General features: G+C 67.1%; 19 protein-coding genes. 16 read left to right on the plus strand and 3 right to left on the minus strand.

Features of this window, described 5'->3' with window-relative positions; all coding sequences use genetic code 11:
• A partial coding sequence (locus AB0H00_RS07550) for an acetyl-coenzyme A synthetase N-terminal domain-containing protein (protein ID WP_357262476.1) occupies positions 1-206 on the minus strand: 206 nt, incomplete at its 3' end.
• Between the two features lie 408 nt (positions 207-614).
• Here AB0H00_RS07550 and AB0H00_RS07555 point away from each other — a divergent pair.
• The 5 genes from AB0H00_RS07555 to AB0H00_RS07575 all read left to right on the plus strand — a co-directional run bounded on the left by AB0H00_RS07555 (position 615) and on the right by AB0H00_RS07575 (position 6,635).
• A complete protein-coding gene (locus AB0H00_RS07555) occupies positions 615-2,204 on the plus strand; it encodes an ABC transporter substrate-binding protein (RefSeq protein WP_357263405.1) in 1,590 nt (529 codons plus the stop codon).
• Between the two features lie 63 nt (positions 2,205-2,267).
• Complete coding sequence (locus tag AB0H00_RS07560; RefSeq protein WP_357262479.1) at positions 2,268-3,194, plus strand: ABC transporter permease; 927 nt, start codon at positions 2,268-2,270, stop codon at positions 3,192-3,194.
• Complete coding sequence (locus AB0H00_RS07565; RefSeq protein ID WP_357262482.1) at positions 3,187-4,146, plus strand: ABC transporter permease; 960 nt, start codon at positions 3,187-3,189, stop codon at positions 4,144-4,146. Before AB0H00_RS07560 ends, AB0H00_RS07565 begins: the two co-directional genes overlap by 8 nt.
• Entirely contained in the window at positions 4,143-5,843 is a 1,701-nt protein-coding gene (locus AB0H00_RS07570) for an ABC transporter ATP-binding protein (protein ID WP_357262485.1), read from the plus strand. The genes AB0H00_RS07565 and AB0H00_RS07570 overlap by 4 nt, the downstream gene beginning before the upstream one ends.
• A gap of 45 nt (positions 5,844-5,888) precedes the next feature.
• Positions 5,889-6,635: an oxidoreductase gene (locus AB0H00_RS07575; RefSeq protein WP_357262488.1), complete on the plus strand. Its 747-nt coding sequence runs from the start codon at positions 5,889-5,891 to the stop codon at positions 6,633-6,635.
• A 489-nt stretch (positions 6,636-7,124) separates the two neighbouring features.
• Here the strand turns inward: AB0H00_RS07575 and AB0H00_RS07580 are convergent, their stop codons facing one another.
• Positions 7,125-7,934, minus strand: coding sequence for an HAD-IB family hydrolase (locus AB0H00_RS07580; protein ID WP_357262491.1), 810 nt, complete (start codon positions 7,932-7,934; stop codon positions 7,125-7,127).
• 424 nt (positions 7,935-8,358) lie between these two features.
• Here AB0H00_RS07580 and ssd point away from each other — a divergent pair, with 424 nt between their 5' ends.
• The 7 genes from ssd (at position 8,359) to AB0H00_RS07615 (ending at position 13,573) form a co-directional block, all read left to right on the plus strand.
• Entirely contained in the window at positions 8,359-9,465 is a 1,107-nt protein-coding gene (gene ssd, locus AB0H00_RS07585; RefSeq protein ID WP_357262494.1) for a septum site-determining protein Ssd, read from the plus strand.
• Between the two features lie 10 nt (positions 9,466-9,475).
• Positions 9,476-10,660: a TadA family conjugal transfer-associated ATPase gene (locus AB0H00_RS07590; protein WP_357262497.1), complete on the plus strand. Its 1,185-nt coding sequence runs from the start codon at positions 9,476-9,478 to the stop codon at positions 10,658-10,660.
• Positions 10,657-11,448 (plus strand): hypothetical protein, encoded by a 792-nt coding sequence (locus AB0H00_RS07595; RefSeq protein ID WP_357262500.1) that lies wholly within the window; start codon positions 10,657-10,659, stop codon positions 11,446-11,448. The genes AB0H00_RS07590 and AB0H00_RS07595 overlap by 4 nt, the downstream gene beginning before the upstream one ends.
• 285 nt (positions 11,449-11,733) lie before the next feature.
• Positions 11,734-12,360, plus strand: a complete 627-nt coding sequence (locus AB0H00_RS07600) for a type II secretion system F family protein (protein WP_357262503.1) — start codon at positions 11,734-11,736, stop codon at positions 12,358-12,360.
• A 126-nt stretch (positions 12,361-12,486) separates the two neighbouring features.
• A complete protein-coding gene (locus AB0H00_RS07605; RefSeq protein WP_357262507.1) occupies positions 12,487-12,672 on the plus strand; it encodes a DUF4244 domain-containing protein in 186 nt (61 codons plus the stop codon).
• A 62-nt stretch (positions 12,673-12,734) separates the two neighbouring features.
• Positions 12,735-13,049 carry a TadE family type IV pilus minor pilin gene (locus tag AB0H00_RS07610; protein WP_357262510.1) on the plus strand — a complete coding sequence of 105 codons (315 nt, stop codon included), beginning with the start codon at positions 12,735-12,737 and terminating at the stop codon, positions 13,047-13,049.
• Positions 13,050-13,123: 74 nt separating this feature from the next.
• Complete coding sequence (locus AB0H00_RS07615; protein WP_357262513.1) at positions 13,124-13,573, plus strand: Rv3654c family TadE-like protein; 450 nt, start codon at positions 13,124-13,126, stop codon at positions 13,571-13,573.
• A gap of 311 nt (positions 13,574-13,884) precedes the next feature.
• On the opposite strand, the gene AB0H00_RS07620 is transcribed toward AB0H00_RS07615, so the two are convergent.
• Positions 13,885-16,248, minus strand: coding sequence for a DEAD/DEAH box helicase (locus tag AB0H00_RS07620; protein WP_357262516.1), 2,364 nt, complete (start codon positions 16,246-16,248; stop codon positions 13,885-13,887).
• A 436-nt stretch (positions 16,249-16,684) separates the two neighbouring features.
• Here AB0H00_RS07620 and AB0H00_RS07625 point away from each other — a divergent pair, with 436 nt between their 5' ends.
• From AB0H00_RS07625 to AB0H00_RS07640, 4 genes are all read left to right on the plus strand, one after another.
• Positions 16,685-16,891, plus strand: a complete 207-nt coding sequence (locus tag AB0H00_RS07625) for a cold-shock protein (RefSeq protein WP_011206895.1) — start codon at positions 16,685-16,687, stop codon at positions 16,889-16,891.
• Positions 16,892-17,268: 377 nt separating this feature from the next.
• Positions 17,269-20,115, plus strand: a complete 2,847-nt coding sequence (topA, locus tag AB0H00_RS07630) for a type I DNA topoisomerase (RefSeq protein WP_357263408.1) — start codon at positions 17,269-17,271, stop codon at positions 20,113-20,115.
• Positions 20,116-20,152: 37 nt separating this feature from the next.
• On the plus strand, positions 20,153-20,659 hold the full coding sequence (locus AB0H00_RS07635; RefSeq protein ID WP_357262519.1) for a DUF664 domain-containing protein: 507 nt from the start codon (positions 20,153-20,155) through the stop codon (positions 20,657-20,659).
• A 63-nt stretch (positions 20,660-20,722) separates the two neighbouring features.
• Positions 20,723-21,922, plus strand: a complete 1,200-nt coding sequence (locus AB0H00_RS07640; protein WP_357262522.1) for a DNA polymerase III subunit delta' — start codon at positions 20,723-20,725, stop codon at positions 21,920-21,922.
• The last annotated feature ends 50 nt before the right edge of the window (positions 21,923-21,972 follow it).

Here is a 21,972-nt window from a genome sequence, read left to right on the forward strand (position 1 = left end):
CCGACGAACCATTTCGCCACCGGCGCGGCACTCCAGTCCAGTACCCGGTCGAACGGTCGATGCCACTGCAGCCGATCAGCCTGCTCACCCCAGAACGCATCGCGATCGGCCGTCGCCCGCTGGTAGAGCGTGGCATCGGCGTTCGCCGCGGCGGCGAACGCCGCGGTCGGCGGGTACGAGTCCCTGTGGTCGGCGGTTTCGGTCATGTCGTCTCTTCTTTCCACGTAGCCTGAGCGCACGAATCGACGCAGCCAAGTTCGACAGTAATCAACTGTGACCTGAGCCGCGTCCGGTCTGTGCATCGGGTTTCGATACCATCACGCAGTACGCGATCGGCACCGCGGCGGCGGGTCCGCGGTCCATGGATGGCCTCGACGGAGGCGATGTTGCGGCGAATAGGTCAATTTCCCGTGAGTTTTGGTGTGTTTCGGTGATGTTGCCGGATCGGTAGCAAGTGGAATGAACTCGGGTCGATCCGATGACAGTGTCTGCCGGGGTGGATACTCTGCGAACACCCAAGGCGGATCGTGGTGGCGTGCCTGATGGACCTCGCGCGCCTGTCGTTAGTGTCCCCCTTCACGCACCGGGAGAATGCGTTGAGATTCCACAGAGCGATGGCGCTGACCGCGGCTGTGCTTCTGGCCACAAGCCTCGGACTGGCCGCCTGTTCGTCAGACAGCGGTGCCGACGCCGACATCGTCACCGTGAACGGCGGCGAGCCACAGAATCCGTTGGTACCTACCAACACCAACGAGAACATGGGTGGCCGTGTGGTGAACCGACTGTTCGCGGGCCTGAAATATTACGACGCCGACGGCACAGCGCACGACGAAATGGCGGAGTCGATCCAGACCACGGATCGGAAGAACTATCGGGTCACCATCAAGCCGAACTGGAAGTTCACCGATGGCACTCCGGTGACTGCGAAGTCGTTCGTCGACGCGTGGAACTACGGGGCGCTCGGTACCAACGCGCAGTTGCAGAGCTATGTGTTTACTCCCATTCTCGGCTTCGATGAGGTATCGGCGAAAAACCCGACGGCACAGACCATGACTGGCCTGAAGGTGATCGATGACCGCACTTTCACCATCGAGCTGAAGGCGCCGTCGATCGATTTCGAGACCGAGCTCGGGTACGCGCCGTTCTCTCCGCTGCCGGAGGTCGCGTTCAAGGACATCAAGGCATTCGGGGAGAACCCGATCGGCAACGGTCCGTACAAGTTCGCCGGTACCGGAGCGTGGGAGCACAACGTCAAGATCGATCTGGTGCCCGATCCGGACTACCCGGGCCGTCGCCCGGCCAAGAACAAGGGCCTGCGGTTCGTGATGTACCAGTCCTTCGACACCGCCTACGCGGATCTGCAGGCGGGCAACCTCGACGCGCTGGACACCGTGCCCGACAGCGCGCTCACGTCCTACAAGCAGGATCTCGGCGACCGCGCGATCACGAAGCCGACCGCGCAGAACCAGCACATCGGCATCCAGTCCGGTGTCGCGCACTTCGCGGGTGCGGAAGGGCTGTTGCGGCGCAGAGCGATTTCGCTGGCGATCAATCGAGAACAAATCTGCGAGAACATCTTCCACGGCACCCGGATTCCGGCCCGCGACTTCACCGCAAGCACGCTGCCCGGGTTCGATGGAAACCTGCCCGGCGTGGAGATGCTGAAGTACAACCCCGACGAGGCCAAGAAGCTGTGGGCGCAAGCCGACGCGATCTCGCCCTGGTCGGGTCGCTATGAGATCGCCTACAACTCCGACGGCGGCCATCAGGCCTGGGTCGAGGCCGTGGCGAACAGCGTGAAGAACACCCTCGGCATCGACGCCATCGGCACGCCGTACCCGACGTTCAAGAATATTCGCGACGAGGTGAACGCGCGCACGATCAACAAGGCGTTCCGGTACGGCTGGCAAGGTGACTACCCCACCATGCTGCAGTTCCTCACCTCGCAGTTCTACAGCTACTCCGACACCAACAACGTCGACTACAAGAGCCCCGAGTTCGACCGTCTGCTCGACGCCGCTCAGGCCGCCCCGACCCAGGAGGAGTCCTACAAGATCGTCGCGCGGGCGCAGGCGCTGCTGCTCGCGGACATGGCCGACATCCCGGTGCTCGACTACGTCGCCGCAGCGGGCCGCTCGGACAAGGTGCGGAAGGCCGAACTCGCCTGGAACGGTCTGTTCGACTTCGAGAACATCGAGAAATAGCCGCTCGGCGATTCGCGTCGTCTCGGGTGGGCGGCGCGAATCGCCGCTCACCCAGGAGGCGTAATGGCCTGGTATGTCTTGCGGCGTCTGCTCCAGATGATCCCCGTGTTCCTCGGGGCGACGTTGCTCATCTATGCCCTGGTGTTCCTTGTCCCCGGCGACCCGATCCATGCGTTGGCCGGCGACAAGCCGATGACGCCCGCGGTGGAGGCCCAGCTTCGGGCGCGCTATCACCTCGACCAGCCCTTCATCGTGCAGTACCTGCTGTACCTGAAGGGCATCGTCACGTTCGACTTCGGCACGGCCTTCTCCGGCAGGCCGGTGCGTGACGAGCTCGTGCGCGCCTTTCCGATCACTATCAGGCTGGCGTTCATGGCCTTGGTCATCGAGGCCGTGTTCGGCGTCGTGTTCGGGCTGGTCGCCGGGCTGCGCAAAGGCAAGCTGTTCGACTCGACGATGCTGGTGATCAGCCTGATCGTCATCGCGGTGCCGGTTTTCGTGGTCGGCTTCCTCGCGCAGTTCCTGCTGGGGGTGAAATGGGGGATCGCACCGGTGACCGTCACCGGGAAGGCCGGCGTCGGCGAGCTGCTGGTTCCGGCGTTCGTGCTGGGCTCGCTGTCGTTCGCCTACGTGCTGCGGCTGACGCGAAACTCGGTTGCGGAGAATATGTCCGCCGACTACGTGCGCACCGCGACGGCGAAGGGGCTCAGCAGACCGCGTGTGGTGACCGTGCACATCCTGCGCAATTCGATGATCCCGGTGATCACCTTCCTCGGCGCCGATCTCGGCGCGCTGATGGGCGGGGCGATCGTCACCGAGGGCATCTTCAACATCCCCGGTGTAGGCGGCACGCTCTACCAGGCGATCACCAGAGGCGAACCGCCGACGGTGGTCTCCTTCGTCACGGTGCTCATCGTCATCTTCCTGATCTCCAATCTGGTTGTCGACCTGCTCTACGCCGCACTCGACCCAAGGATTCGCTATGCCTGACCCGAACAAAGGCTCCGGCCCGGAGCGCGTTGGGCAGGAACACTTCGTCGCTCCGCCCGACGAGGTCGAGGTGCTCGCCACCGACGTGGTGGTGGATTCGGGCGCGCCGAGCAGTATCTGGCGCGACGCGTGGCGGCAGCTGCGGCGCAATCCGATCTTCGTCATCGCGGCACTGCTGATCGTGTTCGTTCTGATCGTTGTGATCTGGCCGGGTTTGTTCACCGGCCAGGACCCCCGATACTGCAACGGCGACTTCAGTATGGACCCGAGCGGCGCGGGACACCCATTCGGCTTCGACAAGCAGGGATGCGACATCTATGCCCGAACCGTTTACGGCGCACGGGCTTCCGTGCTGGCAGGTTTCGGTGCGACCGTGCTGTTCGTGCTGATCGGCGGCACGCTCGGGGCGCTCACGGGCTTCTACGGTGGGCTGCTCGACTCGATCGTGTCTCGCGTCGCGGAGATCTTCTACGCGATCCCGCTGATGCTGGCCGCCATCGTCATCATGCAGCTACTGGATTCGCGCACGATCTGGACGGTGGTCGTCATCCTCGCGTCGTTCACCTGGCCACAGGCGGCACGGATTGCCCGCAGCGCCGTGATTCAGGCGAAGAACAGTGATTACGTCACGGCAGCAAAGGCTTTGGGCGTCTCCCGAATGCAGACGCTGGCGCGTCACGTGCTGCCGAACGCGGCGGGACCGCTGATCGTGGTCACTACGCTGTGGCTCGGCGTCTTCATCGTCACCGAGGCAACGCTGTCCTACCTCGGTGTCGGATTGCCGCGCACGGTCGTGTCCTGGGGCGCGGACATCGCCTCCGGGCAGAAGGAGATCCGCACGTCGGCGATCCTGTTCTACCCGGCGACGGCTCTTGCGCTCACCGTGCTGAGCTTCATCATGCTGGGCGACGCCGTGCGGGACGCCCTCGACCCGAAGGCGAGGAAGCGATGAGCGACGCCACGCAGACGCCGCTGCTCGAGATCACCGGGCTCAACGTGAGTTTCACCGCGGAGGGCAAGCAGGTGCCGGCGGTCCGCGACGTCAGCCTGTCGGTGTATCCGGGCCAGACCGTAGCCATCGTCGGCGAATCGGGCTCCGGGAAGTCGACGACAGCGCATGCCATCATCGATCTGCTGCCCGGAACGGGGCGGATCACCTCCGGCGAGATCAGGTTCGACGGCAAAAACCTCACCACGGCCTCGAAGCGGGATATCGTCGCCGTGCGCGGCAGCGGCATCGGTCTGGTGCCCCAAGACCCGATGTCGAATCTGAACCCGGTTTGGAAGATCGGGTTTCAGATCCGGGAGGCACTCGAGGCCAACGGCATAGCGAAAGGTAAGGCGGCTAGGAGACGGGTCATCGAGCTGCTCGAGGAAGCAGGCATGTCCGATGCCGAGCGCAGAGTCAACCAGTACCCGCACGAGTTCTCCGGCGGCATGCGCCAGCGCGCGCTGGTCGCGATCGCGCTTGCCTGCCGTCCCAAGCTGCTGATCGCGGACGAGCCGACCTCGGCGCTGGATGTCACCGTGCAGCGGCAGATCCTCGATCACCTCGACGGGCTGACGGCAGAACTCGGCACCGCGGTTCTACTGATCACCCACGACCTCGGCCTCGCCGCCGAACGAGCGGAACATGTGGTGGTCATGTACCGCGGCCGAGTGGTGGAATCCGGTCCGGCCCTGCGGATTCTGCGGGAACCGCGGCACCTGTACACCAAGCGGCTGGTGGACTCGGCGCCTTCGCTCGCCTCGCAGCGGCTGTCATCGGTGCGGCAGCGGGTCGAGATCCGTGCGCAGGCAATGCAAGTTGCCGAACAGGTCGTCACTGCCGAGGGCGAGCCAACGGCCGTTCCCGACAACGTGGTTGTGGCCGAACACCTCACCAAGGTGTTTCCGATTCGCGGCGGCACGCCGTGGAAGTCGACCGACTTTGTCGCGGTGGATGACGTGTCGTTCCGGTTGCGGCGTGGTATGACGACCGCCATCGTGGGCGAGTCCGGATCGGGTAAGTCGACGGTCGCGCAGATGGTGCTCGGTTTGCTCGAGCCGACCTCCGGATCGGTCACCTTCGACGGCAAGAAGGTGGCGAAGCTGGATCGCAGGGGCGCCTTCGCGTTCCGGCGCAGGGTGCAGCCGATATTCCAGGACCCCTACGGCTCGCTCGACCCGATGTACTCGATCTACCGCAGCATCGAGGAGCCGCTGCGTACGCACAAGATCGGCACGCCCGAGCAGCGTGCGGCGACGATCCGGGAACTGCTGGACAAGGTGTCGCTGCCGTCCACTGTGCTGCGGCGCTATCCGCACGAGCTGTCCGGCGGGCAGCGGCAGCGCGTTGCCGTCGCGCGGGCGCTCGCGCTGCAGCCCGAGGTCGTGGTGTGCGACGAAGCGGTCTCCGCGCTCGACGTGCTGGTACAGGCGCAGATCCTGCGGCTGCTCAATGATCTGCAGGCCGAACTCGGGCTGTCGTACTTGTTCATCACCCACGACTTGGCCGTCGTCCGGCAGATCGCGGACGACGTGCTGGTCATGCAGCGCGGGAAGGTGGTCGAGGCGGCGACGACGAACGAGGTGTTCGACGCTCCGAAGCAGGAGTACACCCGCAGGCTGCTCGATGCCATCCCGGGGCGCGACCTGCTGGCCGGATAGGGCAGGCCGGATCGGTTTACACGACCGGAAGTAGCCTCGTATGCCGTGACCGATCCGCTACAACCCCTCATCGATCTGCCCGGTGTCCGGGACGCGGCCGACCGGGCCCGTACCGCCCTGGCCGAGGTACACCGGCACAAAGCCAACCGGCGCGGGTGGCCCACTACGGCGGCCGAGGCCGCGGTGCGTGCGGCCCGATCCTCGGCTGCGATCGACGGCGGCAGCACCGAGCTGCCCGCCGACGGCCGGGTGGCCGATCCGATTCTGGCCGGGGCGCTGCGGGTGGGACAGGCGTTGGACGGGGACGCGCTGCGAAATCTGGTCGGCACCTGGCAGCGGGCACCGCTGCAGGCGCTGGCGCGGCTGCATCTGCTCGCCGCCGCTGATCTGGTGCCGAAGGAGGAGTTGCTCGGCAGGCCGCGCGGCGACGTGGGGGTGGCGGAGCGCCTGGATCTGCTGGTGCAGACGGTGCTCGGATCGGGTGCGCCCGCGCCGGTGCTCGCCGCGGTGGTGCACGGTGAGCTACTGGCCCTGCGACCGTTCGGAACGGCGGACGGTGTAGTGGCGCGGGCCGCCTCGCGCCTGGTCGCGGTGTCGAGTGGGCTGGACCCGCACAATCTCGGCGTGCCGGAGGTGTTCTGGTTGCGCAGGCGCCAGGCATACCGGGATGCGGCCGCCGCATTCGGAACCGGGGATCCGGATGCTGTGGGCAGCTGGGTGATCCTGTGCTGCGGGGCGCTCGAGGACGGGGCGCGGGAGGCCACGTCGATCGCCGATTCGGCGGCGGGATAACGGTCCGTATACGTCAAAGCGGGCGGCGTGTCTTTCGACCTCACCGCCCGCTAGCACGGACGCCCGGTTACCAAGCGTGCTATATGGGTTGTGTTCTGCGGCCTCGGCGATAATCCGGACATCGCCGGTTCATCCCCACAACCTGTGCGAGGCCCTCGCCGTCGAATACCCGTATTTCGCAGGCCCACAACGCTTCTGCCCTTGTCGCGGCGCGCTCCGCGTGGGTTCCTGGTGTCCGTGCTGGGAAGGGTGGGATGGGAGACAGTACCTTCTCTTCCGGTGCTGCCTTGGCCTTCCGTCCTCCCGTAGCTACATTTCTACACTGTGACCGCCCCCACATCAAGGGATCGGAAAACATTCAATAAGCGGCGTGTTATCCGGTGTTTCATGGTTAAATGCCTGGTCGCCCCGCCCCTCCTGCGATGTCGCTCAGATGCCTGGGAGTTCGCCACGTGACCATCGGCGCGCAGGCTCGCGGGCAGTCCGAACTCAGCGTCGGCGCCGCAGGAGCCGGTAGCTGATGGCTCCGGCCAGCACCGCGCTCAGGCCGACCGCGGCCGTCGCCGCAAGAGTGGTGGACGACGGCGCCTGGAAGCGCGCCCACAGAGACACCGGATTGGAGAAGGTGAGGATCGGCCAGCCACGCGCCATGGCCTCGCGGCGCAGATTGCGATCCGGATTGACCGCGGTCGGATGGCCCACCGCACCGAGCAGCGGCAGATCCGTGATCGAGTCGGAGTAGGCGTAGCAGCGCGACAGGTCATACCCCTCGCTGGCGGCGAGCTTTTCGATCGCGGCGACCTTACCCTCGCCGTAGCAGTAGAACTCGACCTCGCCGGTGTACTTGCCCTCCGCGACGACCATGCGGGTAGCCGCGGTATGTGAGGCGCCGAGCGCTTCCGCGATCGGGCCGACGATCTCCTCTCCGGAGGCCGAGACGATCACCACGTCGTGGCCCCGGATCTTGTGGTCGGCGATGAGATCGGCCGCCTCCGCGTAGATCAGCGGGTCGACCAGCTCGTGCAGAGTCTCGGCGACAATGGATTTCACCTGTTCGACATCCCAGCCCGCGCACATATTCGTCAGATGGGCGCGCATCCGCTCCATCTGGTCGTGGTCGGCGCCCGACAGCAGAAACAGGAAGTGGGCGTAGCTGCTCTCCAGGACGGCGCGGCGGTTCAGCAGTCCTTGTGCGTAGAAGGGTTTGCTGAACACGAACGTGCTCGACTTCGCGATCACTGTCTTGTCGAGATCGAAGAAGGCGGCGACGCGGCCGCCCGCGGTGGCTGGGTTATCCACCCGACCAGAATAGGCGGCTGCCTCGCCTTCGCTCGGCCCGGCGCAGGTTGGGGGCAAACAGGGTCCGGCTGCGCCCCTAGGCATGTGCGCCCCCAGGGGGAGCGCGCGACGTTACCGGTGAGTTTGCCCCGTAGACGCCGGGGGCACGACGGTTGCAAAGTTCTCCGGCGACAGACTTGCATTGTGTCCGGGGCTTGGGTGTAGTATTTGTGGCACCTGGACATAGTCCAGGCGCGTTCAGCCCGACCCCCCGGGGCTGAACCCCGACGGCCCCAGCCTCCTCCCCCCCCGGCTGGGGCCGTCCTCTATTTCGGGGACGGTTTCGCGATTCACATGCCCCGCGAATTCTCCACAGCCCGCGAGTTGTCCACATTCGGCACTTCGCCCCTTCTCTCCTCGGGCAAATTCGGCGACGCTGACCTGCATGAACCTCGAAGCGCCGCCGGCCGGTGGCCCGCCACCGGCTCTCGTGCTCATCCACGACGACCGTCTCAGCGACGAAGTCCGGCGTGTCGCGGCCGCCGCTCAGCGGGGACTCGACGAGCGGCCACACCCCGTCGGCCGGCACGCGTGGACCGGCGCTCCTCTGGTGGTCCTGGACACAAACGCCGCACGAGACGCGGCAGCGGCCGGCTATCTGCGCCGAGCCGGTGTGGTCGTGGTAACCGACGGTGAGCCGGGATTGCTCGATTGGCAGGCGGCGGCGTCGGTCGGCGCGGAGCGAGTTATCGCCCTCCCCGGTGCCGCGGTGGGGCTCATCGAAATGTTTGCTCAGTACGGCGAGCACCGTGCGGGCGACGGTGTCGTGGTCGCTCTCGTCGGTGCGGGCGGTGGCGCGGGCGCGTCCACCTTGGCCGCCGCGCTCGCGCTGCGCGCCGCCGCCGAGGGGTTCCGGCACGAAACGTTGCTGGTCGACGGCGCGCCGTTCGGTGGTGGCCTCGACCTGCTGCTCGGCATCGAGACCACGGCGGGCCCGCGCTGGCCTGACCTGGTCGTGGAGGACGGACGTGTGTCCGCCGCCGCGCTGCACGGCGCGCTGCCCAACGCCGCACCCGGCCTGGCGGTGCTGTCCTGCGGCCGCCACAGTGCGGGTCGATTGCCACGTGAGCTCGGGTCGGCCGCCGTCCGTGCGGTCATCGAAGCGGGCCGCCGTGCAGGCGATTTGGTAGTTTGCGACATTTCGGGCGAGCGGGGCGCGCATGCCGACCAGATGCTCGACTCGGCGGATCTCGTCGTTCTGGTCGTCCCGGCGCGGCTGCGGGCTGTCGCCGCCGCCGAGGCTGTGTCCGCCCATGTCGCGCGTCGAAACCCGAACCGAGGCTTAGTTGTCCGAGGCCCGGCGCCCGGTGGCCTGCGCGGAGCCGAGGTCGCCGAAGTGCTCGATCTACCGCTGCTCGCCGCCGTCCGCGCGCAGACCGGGCTCGCGCACCGCGTGGAGCGCGGCGGGGTCTCGGTGCGCCGCCGTGGACCACTGCGCGATGCCGCCGATGCCGTGCTCGGGGTGCTGAGCGCACCGGCGGGGCAGCGATGAGGAGGCGGCGATGAGTGCGTTGGTGACTTCCGAGCTGCTGGATCGGGTGCGGGAGCGCCTAGCCGGAGCCACGGGCGATCCGGATCCGGCGCAGGTCGCCGCCGCTATCCGGGCGGAGGCAGGCGGGGTGCTCGGCGACACCGACCTGCTGCGGGCACTGCGGTTGTTGCAGACGGAAATGACCGGGGCCGGCGCGCTGGAGCCGTTGCTGCACGATCCACACGTAGCGGACGTCTTGGTAACGGGGCCCGACGCGGTGTGGATCGATCGGGGCCACGGATTGGAGAAGACGTCCATCACGTTCCCGGACGAGGCAGCGATCCGACGACTCGCGCAGCGGTTGGCGCTGTCGGCGGGTCGGCGACTCGATGACGCGCAACCGTGGGTGGACGGCAGGCTATCCGGAACTGGTGCGGCCCTGGGGGATTCATTCGGGGTTCGTCTGCATGCGGTGCTCGCGCCGGTGGCCCACGGCGGCACCTGTCTCTCGTTGCGCGTCCTTCGTCCCGCAACCCAGGGGCTGGACGAGCTCGCCGCGGCGGGTGCGGTGCCCGCTGACGCACAGCTGCTGCTACAGCGGATCGTGCAGGCCCGGTTGGCATTTCTCGTGATCGGCGGCACCGGCGCGGGCAAGACGACGCTCCTGTCCGGTCTGCTCGCCACGGTGCGGCCGGCCGAGCGGATCGTCTGCGTCGAGGACGCGGCCGAGCTGGCACCGCCGCATCCGCATGTGGTCCGCTTGGTGGCCAGAACCGCGAACGTGGAGGGCGTCGGTGAGGTCACCGTCCGCGACTTGGTCCGGCAGGCGCTGCGCATGCGGCCCGACCGCATCGTGGTCGGGGAGGTCAGGGGAGCCGAGGTGGTCGACCTCCTGACCGCATTGAACACGGGCCACGACGGCGGCGCCGGCACCGTGCACGCCAACTCGCCGCGGGAGCTTCCCGCTCGGCTGGAAGCCCTTGCGGCCCTCGGCGGAATGGACCGCGCGGCACTGCACAGCCAACTCGCCGCAGCCGTCCAGGTCGTCCTGCATGTGCACCGCCGGTCCGACGGATCGCGCGGCCTCCGCGAGATCGGCCTTGTGCACCGCGACGACGGTGGGCGGGTGCTGATCACTCCCGCCTGGCACGCTGCTGCAGACGCCCCTGCGGCCGAGAAACTGTCCCGAATGCTCGCCGAACGGCTCAACCGATGAGCGCCGCGATTGTGTGTCTGGCGCTCGCATTACTTATGGGCCCGGCGTCGGCCTCACGGTCCCGGTTCGCGCAGGTATTCACCGCATCGAGTGGGCGTAAAAAGCCTCCGCGGAACGGTATTTTCCGAGCATGCGCTCTGGTGGGCGTCGCGGCCCTGCTTGCTTGCGGGCCGGGCCCGTTCCTGGCGGCCGGCCTGGTCGCCGGGACCGTAGGACTTCGGGTCCGCAGGGCTACGCGGGACCGGCGCAGGCACGCCGAGTGCGGGTACCTGCTCGACGCACTGGAGGCCGTGATCGGCGAGTTGCGGGTTGGCGCACATCCGAGTGCCGCCGCCGAGGTCGCGGCACGCGAGTCAGGGGGTGACGCGGCTCGCGCGTTCACCGTCGGTGCCGCGCGTAGCAGGCTCGGCGGCCCCACGTCGGCGGGCCTGCGCCAGCCGGATTCGATTATCGCGGTGGAGCTGTCCAGGATCGCGGATGCCTGGCAGGTCGCCGAGCAGCACGGCCTTGCCCTCGCGGAGTTGCTGTCGGCGGCGCGCGCCGATCTCGCCGGCCGCATCCGGTTTCACGGCCGCACCACGGCGGCGCTCGCGGGTGCCCGTGCGACCGCCGTGGTGTTGGCGGGCCTGCCATTCCTGGGGATCGTTCTCGGACAGATGATGGGCGCTTCGCCCTTGCGCGTCCTCTTCGCCTCGTCCATCGGTGTGGTCCTGCTGCCACTCGGTGCCGGTCTGGCCTGTGCTGGTCTGCTGTGGACCGACGCGATCACACGAAGGGTTCTGGTATGACGCGGTTTTCAGTATTCAGGGCGCATCGGTCAACTGATGCGGGTCGAACAGGTTCCCTTCGGCGAACCGGTCATCACGGATTTCGCACGCCGCGATCGGCGAGCGGCAGCAGGTCGAGATCGACGCGCGGGTTATCGACCATGCCTGGTTTCGGATCGAGCTGCCCGGCCCTGGCAGGTCAGTCGACGGTACCGAACCCACCGGCAGTCCATCGCTCGGTTCGGTGGCCGGTTGTGCTGTGTGCGCGGCATTTTCACACATCAGTTCTCGTGACGAGAGTTGGGGATGGAGTTCATCACGGAGAGTTCGATAGTGCCGCTGCTGTTGCTGGCGGTCGGGTTGGCACTGTTCCCCGGGCGGGTGGCGGTAAGTCGGCGGCTGCGTGCCCTCCGGCAGTCGGGCACCGGACTGGTCGAGTCGTCGCGCGGAGCAGACCGGAAGGCCGATCCGCTTGCCGTAGCTTCGGTCTTCGACCTGCTGGCCGCCTGCCTACGGGCCGGGCTCCCCATGGCGGGTGCGGCACGGGCCGTGGCGCCCGGCGCGCCGGAACCGCTGGGGGATGCTCTGCGGCGGGCAGCGGATTTGCTCGCACTCGGCGCAGACGCGGCCACAGCGTGGGAGCGGGTTGCGCGCGACGGGGCCGGGCGTGCGGGTGCGGAGGAGATCGGGTCGCTTGCCCGTATGGCGCGGCGCTCGGCGCGGTCCGGTGCGTCGCTGGCGGTCGCGGTCGGGGAGTTGGCCGAACAGCGCAGGGGCGCGCTCGAAGACGAGGCCGCCGCGAAGGCAGAGCGTGCCGGGGTACTGATCGGAGGCCCTCTCGGGTTGTGTTTCCTTCCCGCCTTCGTCTGCCTCGGCATCGTGCCCGTGGTGATCGGACTGGCGGGACGAGTGCTCGGCGGTGGGCTGCTGTGACGCCGCGCACCCGACCGACGAGAACATGCTCGCGCGGATGGGCCGCACGGGCAGGAGTGAGAGGGGAATCAGGTGCGAATCGAGCGGTTGACGAGGTCTGCGGGTCAGGGCCTGCGGGCTGTGTATATGACACTGCGTTCGCGAATGGTGCAAGCGATGGTCGCGGACGATGGCATGAGCACGGCCGAGTACGCGATCGGCACGATCGCGGCGGCGGCCTTCGGTGCTGTGCTCTATGGCGTCGTGACGGGCGACAGCATCGTGAACGCGTTGACGAAGATCATCGATCGGGCGCTCAACACCACGGTGTAGCGGCCCGTGCCGGCGCGGAAGAGCGTCGCGGTGCACCGGTCCTCGTCGGTGACCGTGGTGCCGTGACGATCGAGGCCGCGATCGGGCTCACTGCGGTCGTCGCGACGATCGTGTTGTGCCTCGGTGCCCTGCTTGCGGCGTCGACGCAGGTCCGCTGTGTCGACGCCGCTCGAGAGGCGGCCCGCCTGGCCGCCCGAGGTGATGACTCGAACGCTGTCCGCGCGGCAGCAAGTGTCGCTCCGCCAGATGCCGACATCACTGTCCGCATCGACGGCACCCGCGCTTCGGCGGTGGTCTCCTCCCGTACTCCGCTCCTGCCGCTGCTCACTCTCCGCGCCGAAGCGGTCGCCACTCTCGAGCCGGCCGCGGCCTCGTGAACCCGGGATGCGGGGTTGTTCATGCGAGGGTGAACCGAGGAACAGTGCCGCGCTCGGGTGGGGAACCGAAGTCGATGGTCAACGCTGTAATGGGTGCGTCCGCGGCTCCACCGGACCCCGAGGTCGACGACGGCGCGGGCCAGCGTGCGCGACGTTCCGCGGCGGAAGTTCGTCATGGGTCCGCGGAGGAGGGCGTAGCGACCGTGTTCGCGTGCTTGGGGCTGGTGGCACTGATCGGCGCCACGCTGCTGATCGGCCAGATGGGGGTCGTCGTGGTGGCGCGACATCGGGCGCAGGCGGCGGCGGATCTTGCGTCGCTCGCCGCGGCAGGCGTATTGGCGGAGGGGCTGGAGGCCGCGTGTGTCGAGGCGGAACAGGTGGCGCGGCGGATGGGCTCGCGGCTCGAAGGCTGCGCGGCCGCGAAGTGGGATGTGACGGTCACTGTCGAAAGAAAAGTACCAATAGGTCTGTTTGGAGATCGGATAGTTTCCGCGGTCGCCCGCGCCGGTCCGGTTGAAGAGTGAGGCAGTGCCGCGCGCGTTCAGTCGGTCGTTGTCGGGAGTAGCGGAAATCGGTAATTCTGCTGGCGGGATTAATGCGGACTAGCGAATTCTCCGTGCGGAGGCAGATAGCCGGAACGAATGAATGCGCATGTTCGCAAATGGCAGTGTGGCAATAGTGTAGTTAACATGAATCTATTCCTTTTTATTCGGAGAGGGGTGAAGCGGATCCATTCCACTCGGACGCGCCGGGTGATCCCGGAGAGCTCCCGGGCGGGCGGGCAACCGGTTATATGCTCGGCTCGACGTCGTCGTGAAATCGAGCGCGGCGGCTTTCACATGGCGGGCAGCTCGGCCAGCACCGCCGTGAGCAGCCGTGCCGCACCCACCTTATTCAGCGGATGGTTCCCGTTGCCACACTTGGGCGATTGGACGCAGGACGGGCACCCGCCCGTGCATCCGCACAGCTCGATGGCCGCGAGGGTCGCGGAAAGCCAGTGCCGCAGTCGGGCGAATCCCCGCTCGGCAAAGCCCGCCCCTCCCGGCTGGCCGTCGTGAACGAAGACGGTGGGCAGGCCGGTGTCCGGGTGCTCGGCGGTGGAGACACCGCCGATATCCCAGCGGTCGCAGGTCGCCACCAGGGGCAACAGGGCGATTGCCGCGTGCTCGGCCGCGTGCAGTGCTCCGGGAACGTCCTGAGGTTCGATTCCGGCCTGCGTCAATAACTCCGGCGTCACGGTGTACATAACCGCCCTGGTCGGCAGCGTCTGCGCGGGCAGATCGAGTTCGACCAGGTCGAGCACTTCGCCGGTGACCAGTGTGCGCAGGTAGCCGACCACCTGACTGGTGACGCGCACCTGGGCGAGTCCGGTCGTCACGTGACCGTGGCGGTGATGCTCGGTCACTGTGTCGATGGCGATCGAAGTGACCTGCCGCGCGCTGGTGGTCCATCCAGGTTCGGACGCGTGCACGAAGGCGACGCCGCCTTCGAGGTCCAGCTCGTCGACTACGTAGGTGTCACCCTGGTGTAGGTGCACGGCACCCTCGTGCAGGGTCGCTGGTGCTCGGCCTGCGTCGGCAGTGCCGAGCAGCCTGCCGGTCTCGCCGTCCACGATGGCCACCGGATTCCCGATTCCACCGCGTACGTCGACCGCGTCGTGTGGCTGTGTATCGGCAGTCACGTACCACCGCGCGCCTTCCCGCACCGCGCGCCGCTTGATCAAACCCTTCTCGGCCAGATCGTCCAGCACTTCGCGCGCGCCGAGTTCCGCTACCTCGGTATCGGTGAGCGGCAGTTCCAGCGCGGCACAGAGCAGTTGCGGACCGAGCACGTAGGGATTGTGCGGATCGGTGATGGTGGCCTCGACCGGCTTGTCCAGCAGCGCTTCCGGGTGGTGGACCAGGTAGGTGTCCAGCGGATCGTCCCTGGCCACGAGCAGGACCAGTGATCCATGGGTGCGCCGTCCGGCACGTCCGGCTTGCTGCCAGAAGGATGCGACGGTGCCGGGAAATCCGGAGATCACCACGGCGTCCAGCCCCACGATATCGACCCCGAGTTCTAACGCGTTGGTGGTTGCCGCGCCGAGCAGCGACCCATCCGACAGCGCCGACTCCAGGTCACGCCGATCCTCCGCGAGATATCCCGCGCGATAGGACGCGACCCGCTCGGCCAGGGCCGGATCGACCTCGGTCAACCGCCTCCTTGCGTCCATCGCGGTCAGTTCGGCGGCCCGGCGCGAGCGGACGAACGCCAAGGTACGTGCCCCTTCCGTCACCAAGTCGGCCAGGATCCGCGCCGCCTCCGCGGTGGCTGCCCGGCGTACCGGCGCGCCATTTTCGCCGGTCACCGTGGTGAGCAGGGGCGGCTCCCACAGTGCGATGGTCCGCGGCCCCTGGGGGGAGCCGTCCTCGGTGACCGCGGCACAGGGCGCGCCGATCAGCCTGGACGCGGTCGCCGCCGGTTCGGCCGTGGTCGCCGAGCACAGCACGAACACCGGATCGGCGCCGTACCGTGCCGCGATCCGCCGAAGCCTGCGCAGCACCAACGCCACGTGCGAGCCGAAAACCCCACGATAGGCATGGCATTCGTCGACGACCACATAGCGCAACCTGCGCAGCACCCGGGCCCAGCGCTGGTGCGACCGCAGAATTCCCAGGTGGAGCATGTCCGGGTTGGTGAAAATCCACCGTGCGTTGGCGCGCACCCACTGTCGGATCTCGGCCGGGGTGTCGCCGTCGTAGGTGGCCGGATGGACGTCGCGCAGGGAACTCTCGTGGGTCAGCGCGCCGACGGCGCGAAGCTGATCGGCGCCCAACGCCTTGGTGGGCGCCAGATACAACGCGGTGGCCTTCGGATCCTCTTGCAGCGCGGTGAGCACCGGAAGCTGATACCCGAGCGACTTACCCGACGCGGTTCCGGTGCTGATGACCACATGTTCTCCCTGGTACGCGAGATCCGCCGTCCTGATTTGGTGAGTCCACGGCGTGTCGACGCCTGTGTCGTGTAATGCCGTAATCACTTCCGGCGACGCCCATGTCGGCCAAGTGGTGACATCGGCGGCCCGCGCGGAGAGCTCGACGACATGGGTCAGCCGAGGATCGTTATCCGGAACGCCGATCAGGACACGATTCAGCAACGATGCGCCGTAGCTGAGGCCGGTTCGAGGCTCCGAACGGCCTGCCGACTCCGCCGGATTCATCAGACAGGCTCCGCAACACGCATGAATAGTGTGAAACGTGTGCGCTTGGGAAGGCCTACCTGCCATTTCGATACCCAATAGCGACCTGGGTCACAGCCCGTTTGCCGAACGATGACTCGGTTATCGAGGAGCAAACGAACTTCAGGTCCAGATTCGGCCATTGTGTCCCTTACCTGCGCATTCGCAAGATCAACTTTTTTGCAAATTGTCGCTAACTCGACTGTTGAATTGCTCGAAGACATGGTTCACTGGTTCCTGGTCGCAAGCTTCTGTGTTCGAGGGACGGATCCAAAGTCCAAACCGTCAGCAGGATCGATGTTGCGAACGGTGTGCTAGGTGCTTTCCTGCAGGGGGAACCAACAGTACAGCGGTCGGAACGGACCCGGTGGACGAACCCAGTTGTCCGCCGTTCCGGTAAGAAAAGAGAAGGAACAGAATGGCACAGGGAACTGTGAAGTGGTTCAACGCGGAGAAGGGGTTCGGCTTCATCGCGCCCGAGGACGGCTCCGCTGACGTCTTCGTCCACTACTCCGAGATCCAGGGTTCGGGCTTCCGCACCCTCGAGGAGAACCAGAAGGTCGAGTTCGAGGTCGGCCAGGGCACTAAGGGCCCACAGGCCACCGGAGTTCGCGCGCTCAGCTGAGTGCCGAAAGGATCCACCGCTCGTCCCTCACCGCCGATATCGGAGGTGGGGGACGAGCTATATCTGGGGTTGGACACGGCCCGCGCGAACGGTGGAAGGCCCGCCGGAGCACGCCGCGGCGCAGGTGTGGCGAAAAGACAAGGCATACTGATCCGCACTGACGCGCGTACGCTCAGTGGTTCGAGTCGCAAGCACTCGACCGCATGCGGCGTCAAGGTATAAACGTGTCTGGTGGCAACGTCCAGCTGTCGCCGCCGCTTGCCCCAGCCGCGCACAGCGCGAAACAACGCAGCGCGGGTCGATAAGGAAAGGTGTATTCGCCGGTGGCAACACGAGACCGCGGTGCAGCCGACCAGGGCCGTCCCCTGCGTCGTCTCGTGATCGTCGAGTCCCCGACCAAGGCCCGCAAGATCGCGCCCTACCTCGGTCGCAACTACATGGTCGAGGCGTCGGTCGGTCATATCCGGGATCTGCCGCGTGGCGCGGCGGATGTTCCCGCCAAGTACAAAGGGCAGTCCTGGGCGCGCCTCGGCGTAGACGTGGACAACGACTTCGAGCCCATCTATGTCGTCAGCCCGGATAAGAAGGCCAAGGTCACCGAGCTGAAGAGCTTGCTGAAGGACGCCGACGAACTCTATCTGGCCACCGACCCCGACCGCGAGGGCGAGGCCATCGCCTGGCACCTGCTCGAGACGCTCAAGCCCAAGGTGCCGGTCCGGCGAATGGTGTTCCATGAGATCACCGAGCCCGCCATCCAGGCCGCCGCCGCGGACACCCGCGAACTCGACAGCGACCTGGTCGACGCTCAGGAGACCCGTCGCATCCTGGACCGGCTCTACGGCTACGAGGTCAGCCCGGTGCTGTGGAAGAAGGTCATGCCCCGGCTATCGGCAGGCCGTGTGCAGTCGGTCGCCACCCGGGTAATCGTGCGACGTGAGCGCGAGCGGATGGCGTTCCGCTCGGCCGACTACTGGGACATCGCCGCCAAGCTGGACGCGGGCACCGGTGAGGAAGCCGATGCCGCCAACCCGAGGACCTTCGGCGCGCGACTGGTCGCGGTCGACGGCGCGAGGGTCGCATCCGGCCGGGATTTCGGCTCGGACGGACAACTCAAGGCCACCAATGGCGTCATCGTGCTGGACGAGGGCTACGCGCGGCGTCTCGCCGAGGGGCTGGACGGCGCCGACCTGGTGGTCTCCTCCGCGGAGGCCAAGCCGTACACCCGCAAGCCGTACCCGCCGTTCATGACCTCGACGCTGCAGCAGGAGGCCGGGCGAAAGCTGCGCTTCACGTCCGAGCGGACCATGCGGGTCGCGCAGCGGCTGTATGAGAACGGCTACATCACCTATATGCGTACCGACTCGACCACGCTGTCGGAGTCGGCGATCGCCGCGGCTCGCTCCCAGGCGACGCAACTGTACGGCGCCGAGTACGTGCACTCGACTGCGCGGCAGTACAACCGCAAGGTGAAGAACGCGCAGGAGGCGCACGAGGCGATCCGGCCCGCCGGCGATACGTTCGCTACGCCTGGCCAGCTGCACTCGCGGCTGGACAACGACGAGTTCCGGCTGTACGAACTCATCTGGCAGCGCACCGTCGCCTCGCAGATGACCGACGCCAGGGGCACCACGCTGACGCTGCGTATCACCGGCGTCGCGGGCACGGGCGAGGAATGCGTGTTCTCCGCCTCCGGCCGCACCATCACCTTCCCCGGCTTCTTGAAGGCCTACGTGGAGAGCGTGGACGAGGAGGCGGGTGGTCAGTCCGACGACGCCGAATCGCGCCTGCCCGCGCTGGAGGAGGGGCAGGGCGTCACCGCGGTCGAGCTGAATCCTGATGGGCACAGCACGAATCCGCCCGCGCGCTACACCGAGGCGTCGCTGATCAAGACGCTCGAAGAACTCGGTATCGGTCGTCCGTCGACGTATTCGTCGATCATCAAGACGATCCTGGACCGCGGGTATGTGTACAAGCGCGGCAGCGCGCTGGTGCCATCCTGGGTCGCGTTCGCCGTGATCGGCCTGCTGGAGGAACATTTCGGTCGGCTGGTCGACTTCGATTTCACCGCCGCCATGGAGGACGATCTCGACGCCATCGCGGGCGGACGTGAGCAGCGCGGAAACTGGTTGTCCAGCTTCTACTTCGGTGGCGATCACGGCGTCGAGGGTTCGGTCGCGCGGTCGGGCGGGCTGAAGAAGATGGTCGGCGAGCGGCTCGACGACATCGACGCACGAGAGATCAACTCCATCAAGCTTTTCAGCGATTCCGAGGGACGTGACGTCGTCGTCCGAGTGGGCAAGTATGGGCCGTACTTGGAGCGGGTGGTCGCCAACCCCGATGACCCCGAAGGTGATTCGGTTTCGCAGCGGGCCAACCTGCCCGACGATCTTCCGCCGGATGAGCTGACGCCCGAGGTTGCCGAGAAGCTCTTCGCTACACCGCAGGAAGGACGTTCGCTCGGTATCGATCCCGAGTCGGGGCACGAGATCGTCGCCAAGGAAGGGCGTTTCGGTCCGTATGTCACCGAGATCCTGCCGGAGGACGGCCAGGTGCCCGCCAAGAAGACCGCGAAGAAGGCCGCCGCGCCGAAACCGCGCACCGGTTCCCTGTTCAAGTCGATGGACCTGGCGACCATCACGCTCGACGACGCGCTCGAGCTGCTGTCATTGCCGCGTGTGGTCGGCACCGACCCGGCCACCGGTGAGGAGATCACCGCCCAGAACGGGCGGTACGGGCCGTATCTGAGGAAGGGCACCGACTCGCGGTCGCTGAACACCGAGGGGCAGATCTTCACCGTGTCGCTGGAAGAGGCGCTGAAGATCTACTCCGAGCCCAAGCGGCGCGGGCGGCAGGCCTCTACCGCGGCACCGCTGCGTGAGTTGGGGGACGACTCGGCCACCGGAAAGCCGATGGTGATCAAGGACGGCCGTTTCGGTCCGTACGTCACCGACGGTGAGACCAACGCGACGCTGCGCAAGGGCGACGAGATCGAGTCGATCACCCCGGAGCGAGCGATGGAGCTGCTCGCTGATCGGCGGGCGCGCGGACCGGTGAAGAAGGCGGCCAAGAAGACCGCGGCGAAGAAGACCCCGCCCAAGACAGCTGCCAAGAAGACCGCCGCCAAGAAGACCGCCGCCGAGAAGGCGACGACCACCAAGACGGTGGCCAAGAAGACCGCGGCGCAGAAGGCGACGGCGAAGAAGACCGGCACCGGAAGGTCGTGAATTCGCGCCGCGGGGTATCGGCCGTAGCCTGAGCGCCATGAGTACAGAACAGGAACGCGAGGATCTCGTGGCGATGCTCGCCGATCAGCGCGAGCTTTTCCGGATCACCTTGCGCGGCATCGACGACGAGCAGGCGCGGCGGGCGACCACGGTGAGCGAGTTGACCCTCGGCGGTCTGCTGCATCACCTGATCAGCTGTGAACAGCACTGGACCACGGTGATCGTGGAGCGCGATGAGCATGCGGAAATGGACCTCGCGAAGTTCGCGGGCGAGTACGTCATGGCGGCCGACGAGACCGTCGCCGGGCTGCTGGCTACTTGGGACGAGGTCGCCGCGGCGACGGCGGAGCTGATCCGTTCGGTGGACAGCCTGGACACCTCGATCCCCACACCGACCACGCCGTGGACGCCGGACCGAATCTGGCAGTCGGTGCGCTACACAGTGCTGCACATCCTGCGGGAGATCGCGCATCATTCCGGGCACGCCGATATCATCCGTGAGGCGCTGGACGGCGCGAACAGCACGCATCAGCGCGCCTCTTAGCCAGCGCGTACGGCGACCGATGTCCGGACAGATGTGTCGGTGTGGGCGGCTATGGTGTACGACGTGGCGGGTGTCTTCGATCGGTTGGTCGGCCAGGATACGGTCGAGTCCGAGCTGACGGCCGCTGCGATCGCGGCTCGTGGGGGCGTAGTCGCGGGGGCGATGACTCATTCGTGGCTGTTCACCGGACCGCCGGGATCGGGCAGATCCGTTGCGGCGCTGTGCTTCGCGGCCGCATTGCAGTGCACCGACCCAGAGATCCCTGGGTGTGGCAGGTGTCATGCCTGCACGACGACCATGGCGGGCACGCACGGCGACGTTCGTCGAGTGGTGCCCGAGGGGCTGAGCATCAGCACCAAGGAGATGCGCGCGATCGTGCAGATCGCCTCGCGCAGGCCGAGCACGGGGCGTTGGCAGGTGGTCGTCATCGAGGACGGCGACCGGTTGACCGAGGCCGCGGGCAACGTGCTGTTGAAAGTGGTCGAGGAGCCGCCGGCACGGACGGTGTTTCTGCTCTGCGCGCCGTCGGTCGATCCCGAGGACATTTCCGTGACGCTGCGTTCTCGCTGCAGGCACGTGCACTTGGTGACGCCGTCGGTACCTGCTATCGCGCGGGTGCTTCAGGAGCGCGACAAGCTGGACGAGAAGACCGCGACCTGGGCCGCCTCGATCAGCGGCGGACACGTTGGTCGCGCCCGACGACTGGCCACCGACGAGGAAGCGCGCGCCCGACGTCAGCGCGCTTTGGCCCTGGTTGCCGCGGTGGGCCAGCCCGGCGCGGCTTACGCCGCCGCCGACGAGTTGGTGCGCGCGGCCGACGACGAAGCCAAGCAGATGAGCGGCGCCCGCGACGAACGCGAACGCGAGGAACTCGCCACCGCGCTGGGCGCGGGAGGCACCGGTAAGGGCGCGGCCGGTGCCACCCGCGGGTCCGCGGGTGTACTCAAAGACCTGGAACGGCGACAGAAATCCCGTGCCACCCGCACCGGACGCGATGCCCTCGACCGCGCGCTGATCGACGTAGCGGGCGTCTACCGCGATGCACTGGCCGTCCGGTTCGGCGCCGCTGGCAATGGTTTCGGCGTCGCCCTCACCCATCCGGACCTGTCCGACCAGATCCGCGACCTCGCCGCGCGGGTGCGTCCCGAGGGCCTGCTCAGTTCCATCGAGGCTGTCCTCGCTTGCCGCGAAGCTCTCGACTTGAACGTGAAACCCCGCTTCGCCCTCGCCGCCATGGCCGCCGCCCTGATCGCGGCCCAATGACCGTGACCACCGGTTTTCGCGATCCGGGCCGGAGACGATAGACTCGCGTG

The organism is Nocardia sp. NPDC023852 (genome assembly GCF_040639505.1).
Lineage (GTDB): Bacteria > Actinomycetota > Actinomycetes > Mycobacteriales > Mycobacteriaceae > Nocardia.

Bases quoted from the DNA above. Each gene is read 5' to 3' on its own strand.
- AB0H00_RS07560 (WP_357262479.1), top strand. From the start codon at position 2,268: ATGGCCTGGTATGTCTTGCGGCGTCTGCTCCAGATGATCCCCGTGTTC.
- AB0H00_RS07590 (WP_357262497.1), top strand. From the start codon at position 9,476: ATGAGTGCGTTGGTGACTTCCGAGCTGCTGGATCGGGTGCGGGAGCGC.
- AB0H00_RS07555 (WP_357263405.1), top strand. From the start codon at position 615: ATGGCGCTGACCGCGGCTGTGCTTCTGGCCACAAGCCTCGGACTGGCC.
- AB0H00_RS07625 (WP_011206895.1), top strand. From the start codon at position 16,685: ATGGCACAGGGAACTGTGAAGTGGTTCAACGCGGAGAAGGGGTTCGGC.
- AB0H00_RS07620 (WP_357262516.1), bottom strand. From the start codon at position 16,248: ATGAATCCGGCGGAGTCGGCAGGCCGTTCGGAGCCTCGAACCGGCCTC.
- ssd (WP_357262494.1), top strand. From the start codon at position 8,359: ATGAACCTCGAAGCGCCGCCGGCCGGTGGCCCGCCACCGGCTCTCGTG.
- AB0H00_RS07570 (WP_357262485.1), top strand. From the start codon at position 4,143: ATGAGCGACGCCACGCAGACGCCGCTGCTCGAGATCACCGGGCTCAAC.
- AB0H00_RS07605 (WP_357262507.1), top strand. From the start codon at position 12,487: ATGACACTGCGTTCGCGAATGGTGCAAGCGATGGTCGCGGACGATGGC.
- AB0H00_RS07635 (WP_357262519.1), top strand. From the start codon at position 20,153: ATGAGTACAGAACAGGAACGCGAGGATCTCGTGGCGATGCTCGCCGAT.
- AB0H00_RS07565 (WP_357262482.1), top strand. From the start codon at position 3,187: ATGCCTGACCCGAACAAAGGCTCCGGCCCGGAGCGCGTTGGGCAGGAA.
- AB0H00_RS07600 (WP_357262503.1), top strand. From the start codon at position 11,734: ATGGAGTTCATCACGGAGAGTTCGATAGTGCCGCTGCTGTTGCTGGCG.
- AB0H00_RS07595 (WP_357262500.1), top strand. From the start codon at position 10,657: ATGAGCGCCGCGATTGTGTGTCTGGCGCTCGCATTACTTATGGGCCCG.
- AB0H00_RS07615 (WP_357262513.1), top strand. From the start codon at position 13,124: ATGGTCAACGCTGTAATGGGTGCGTCCGCGGCTCCACCGGACCCCGAG.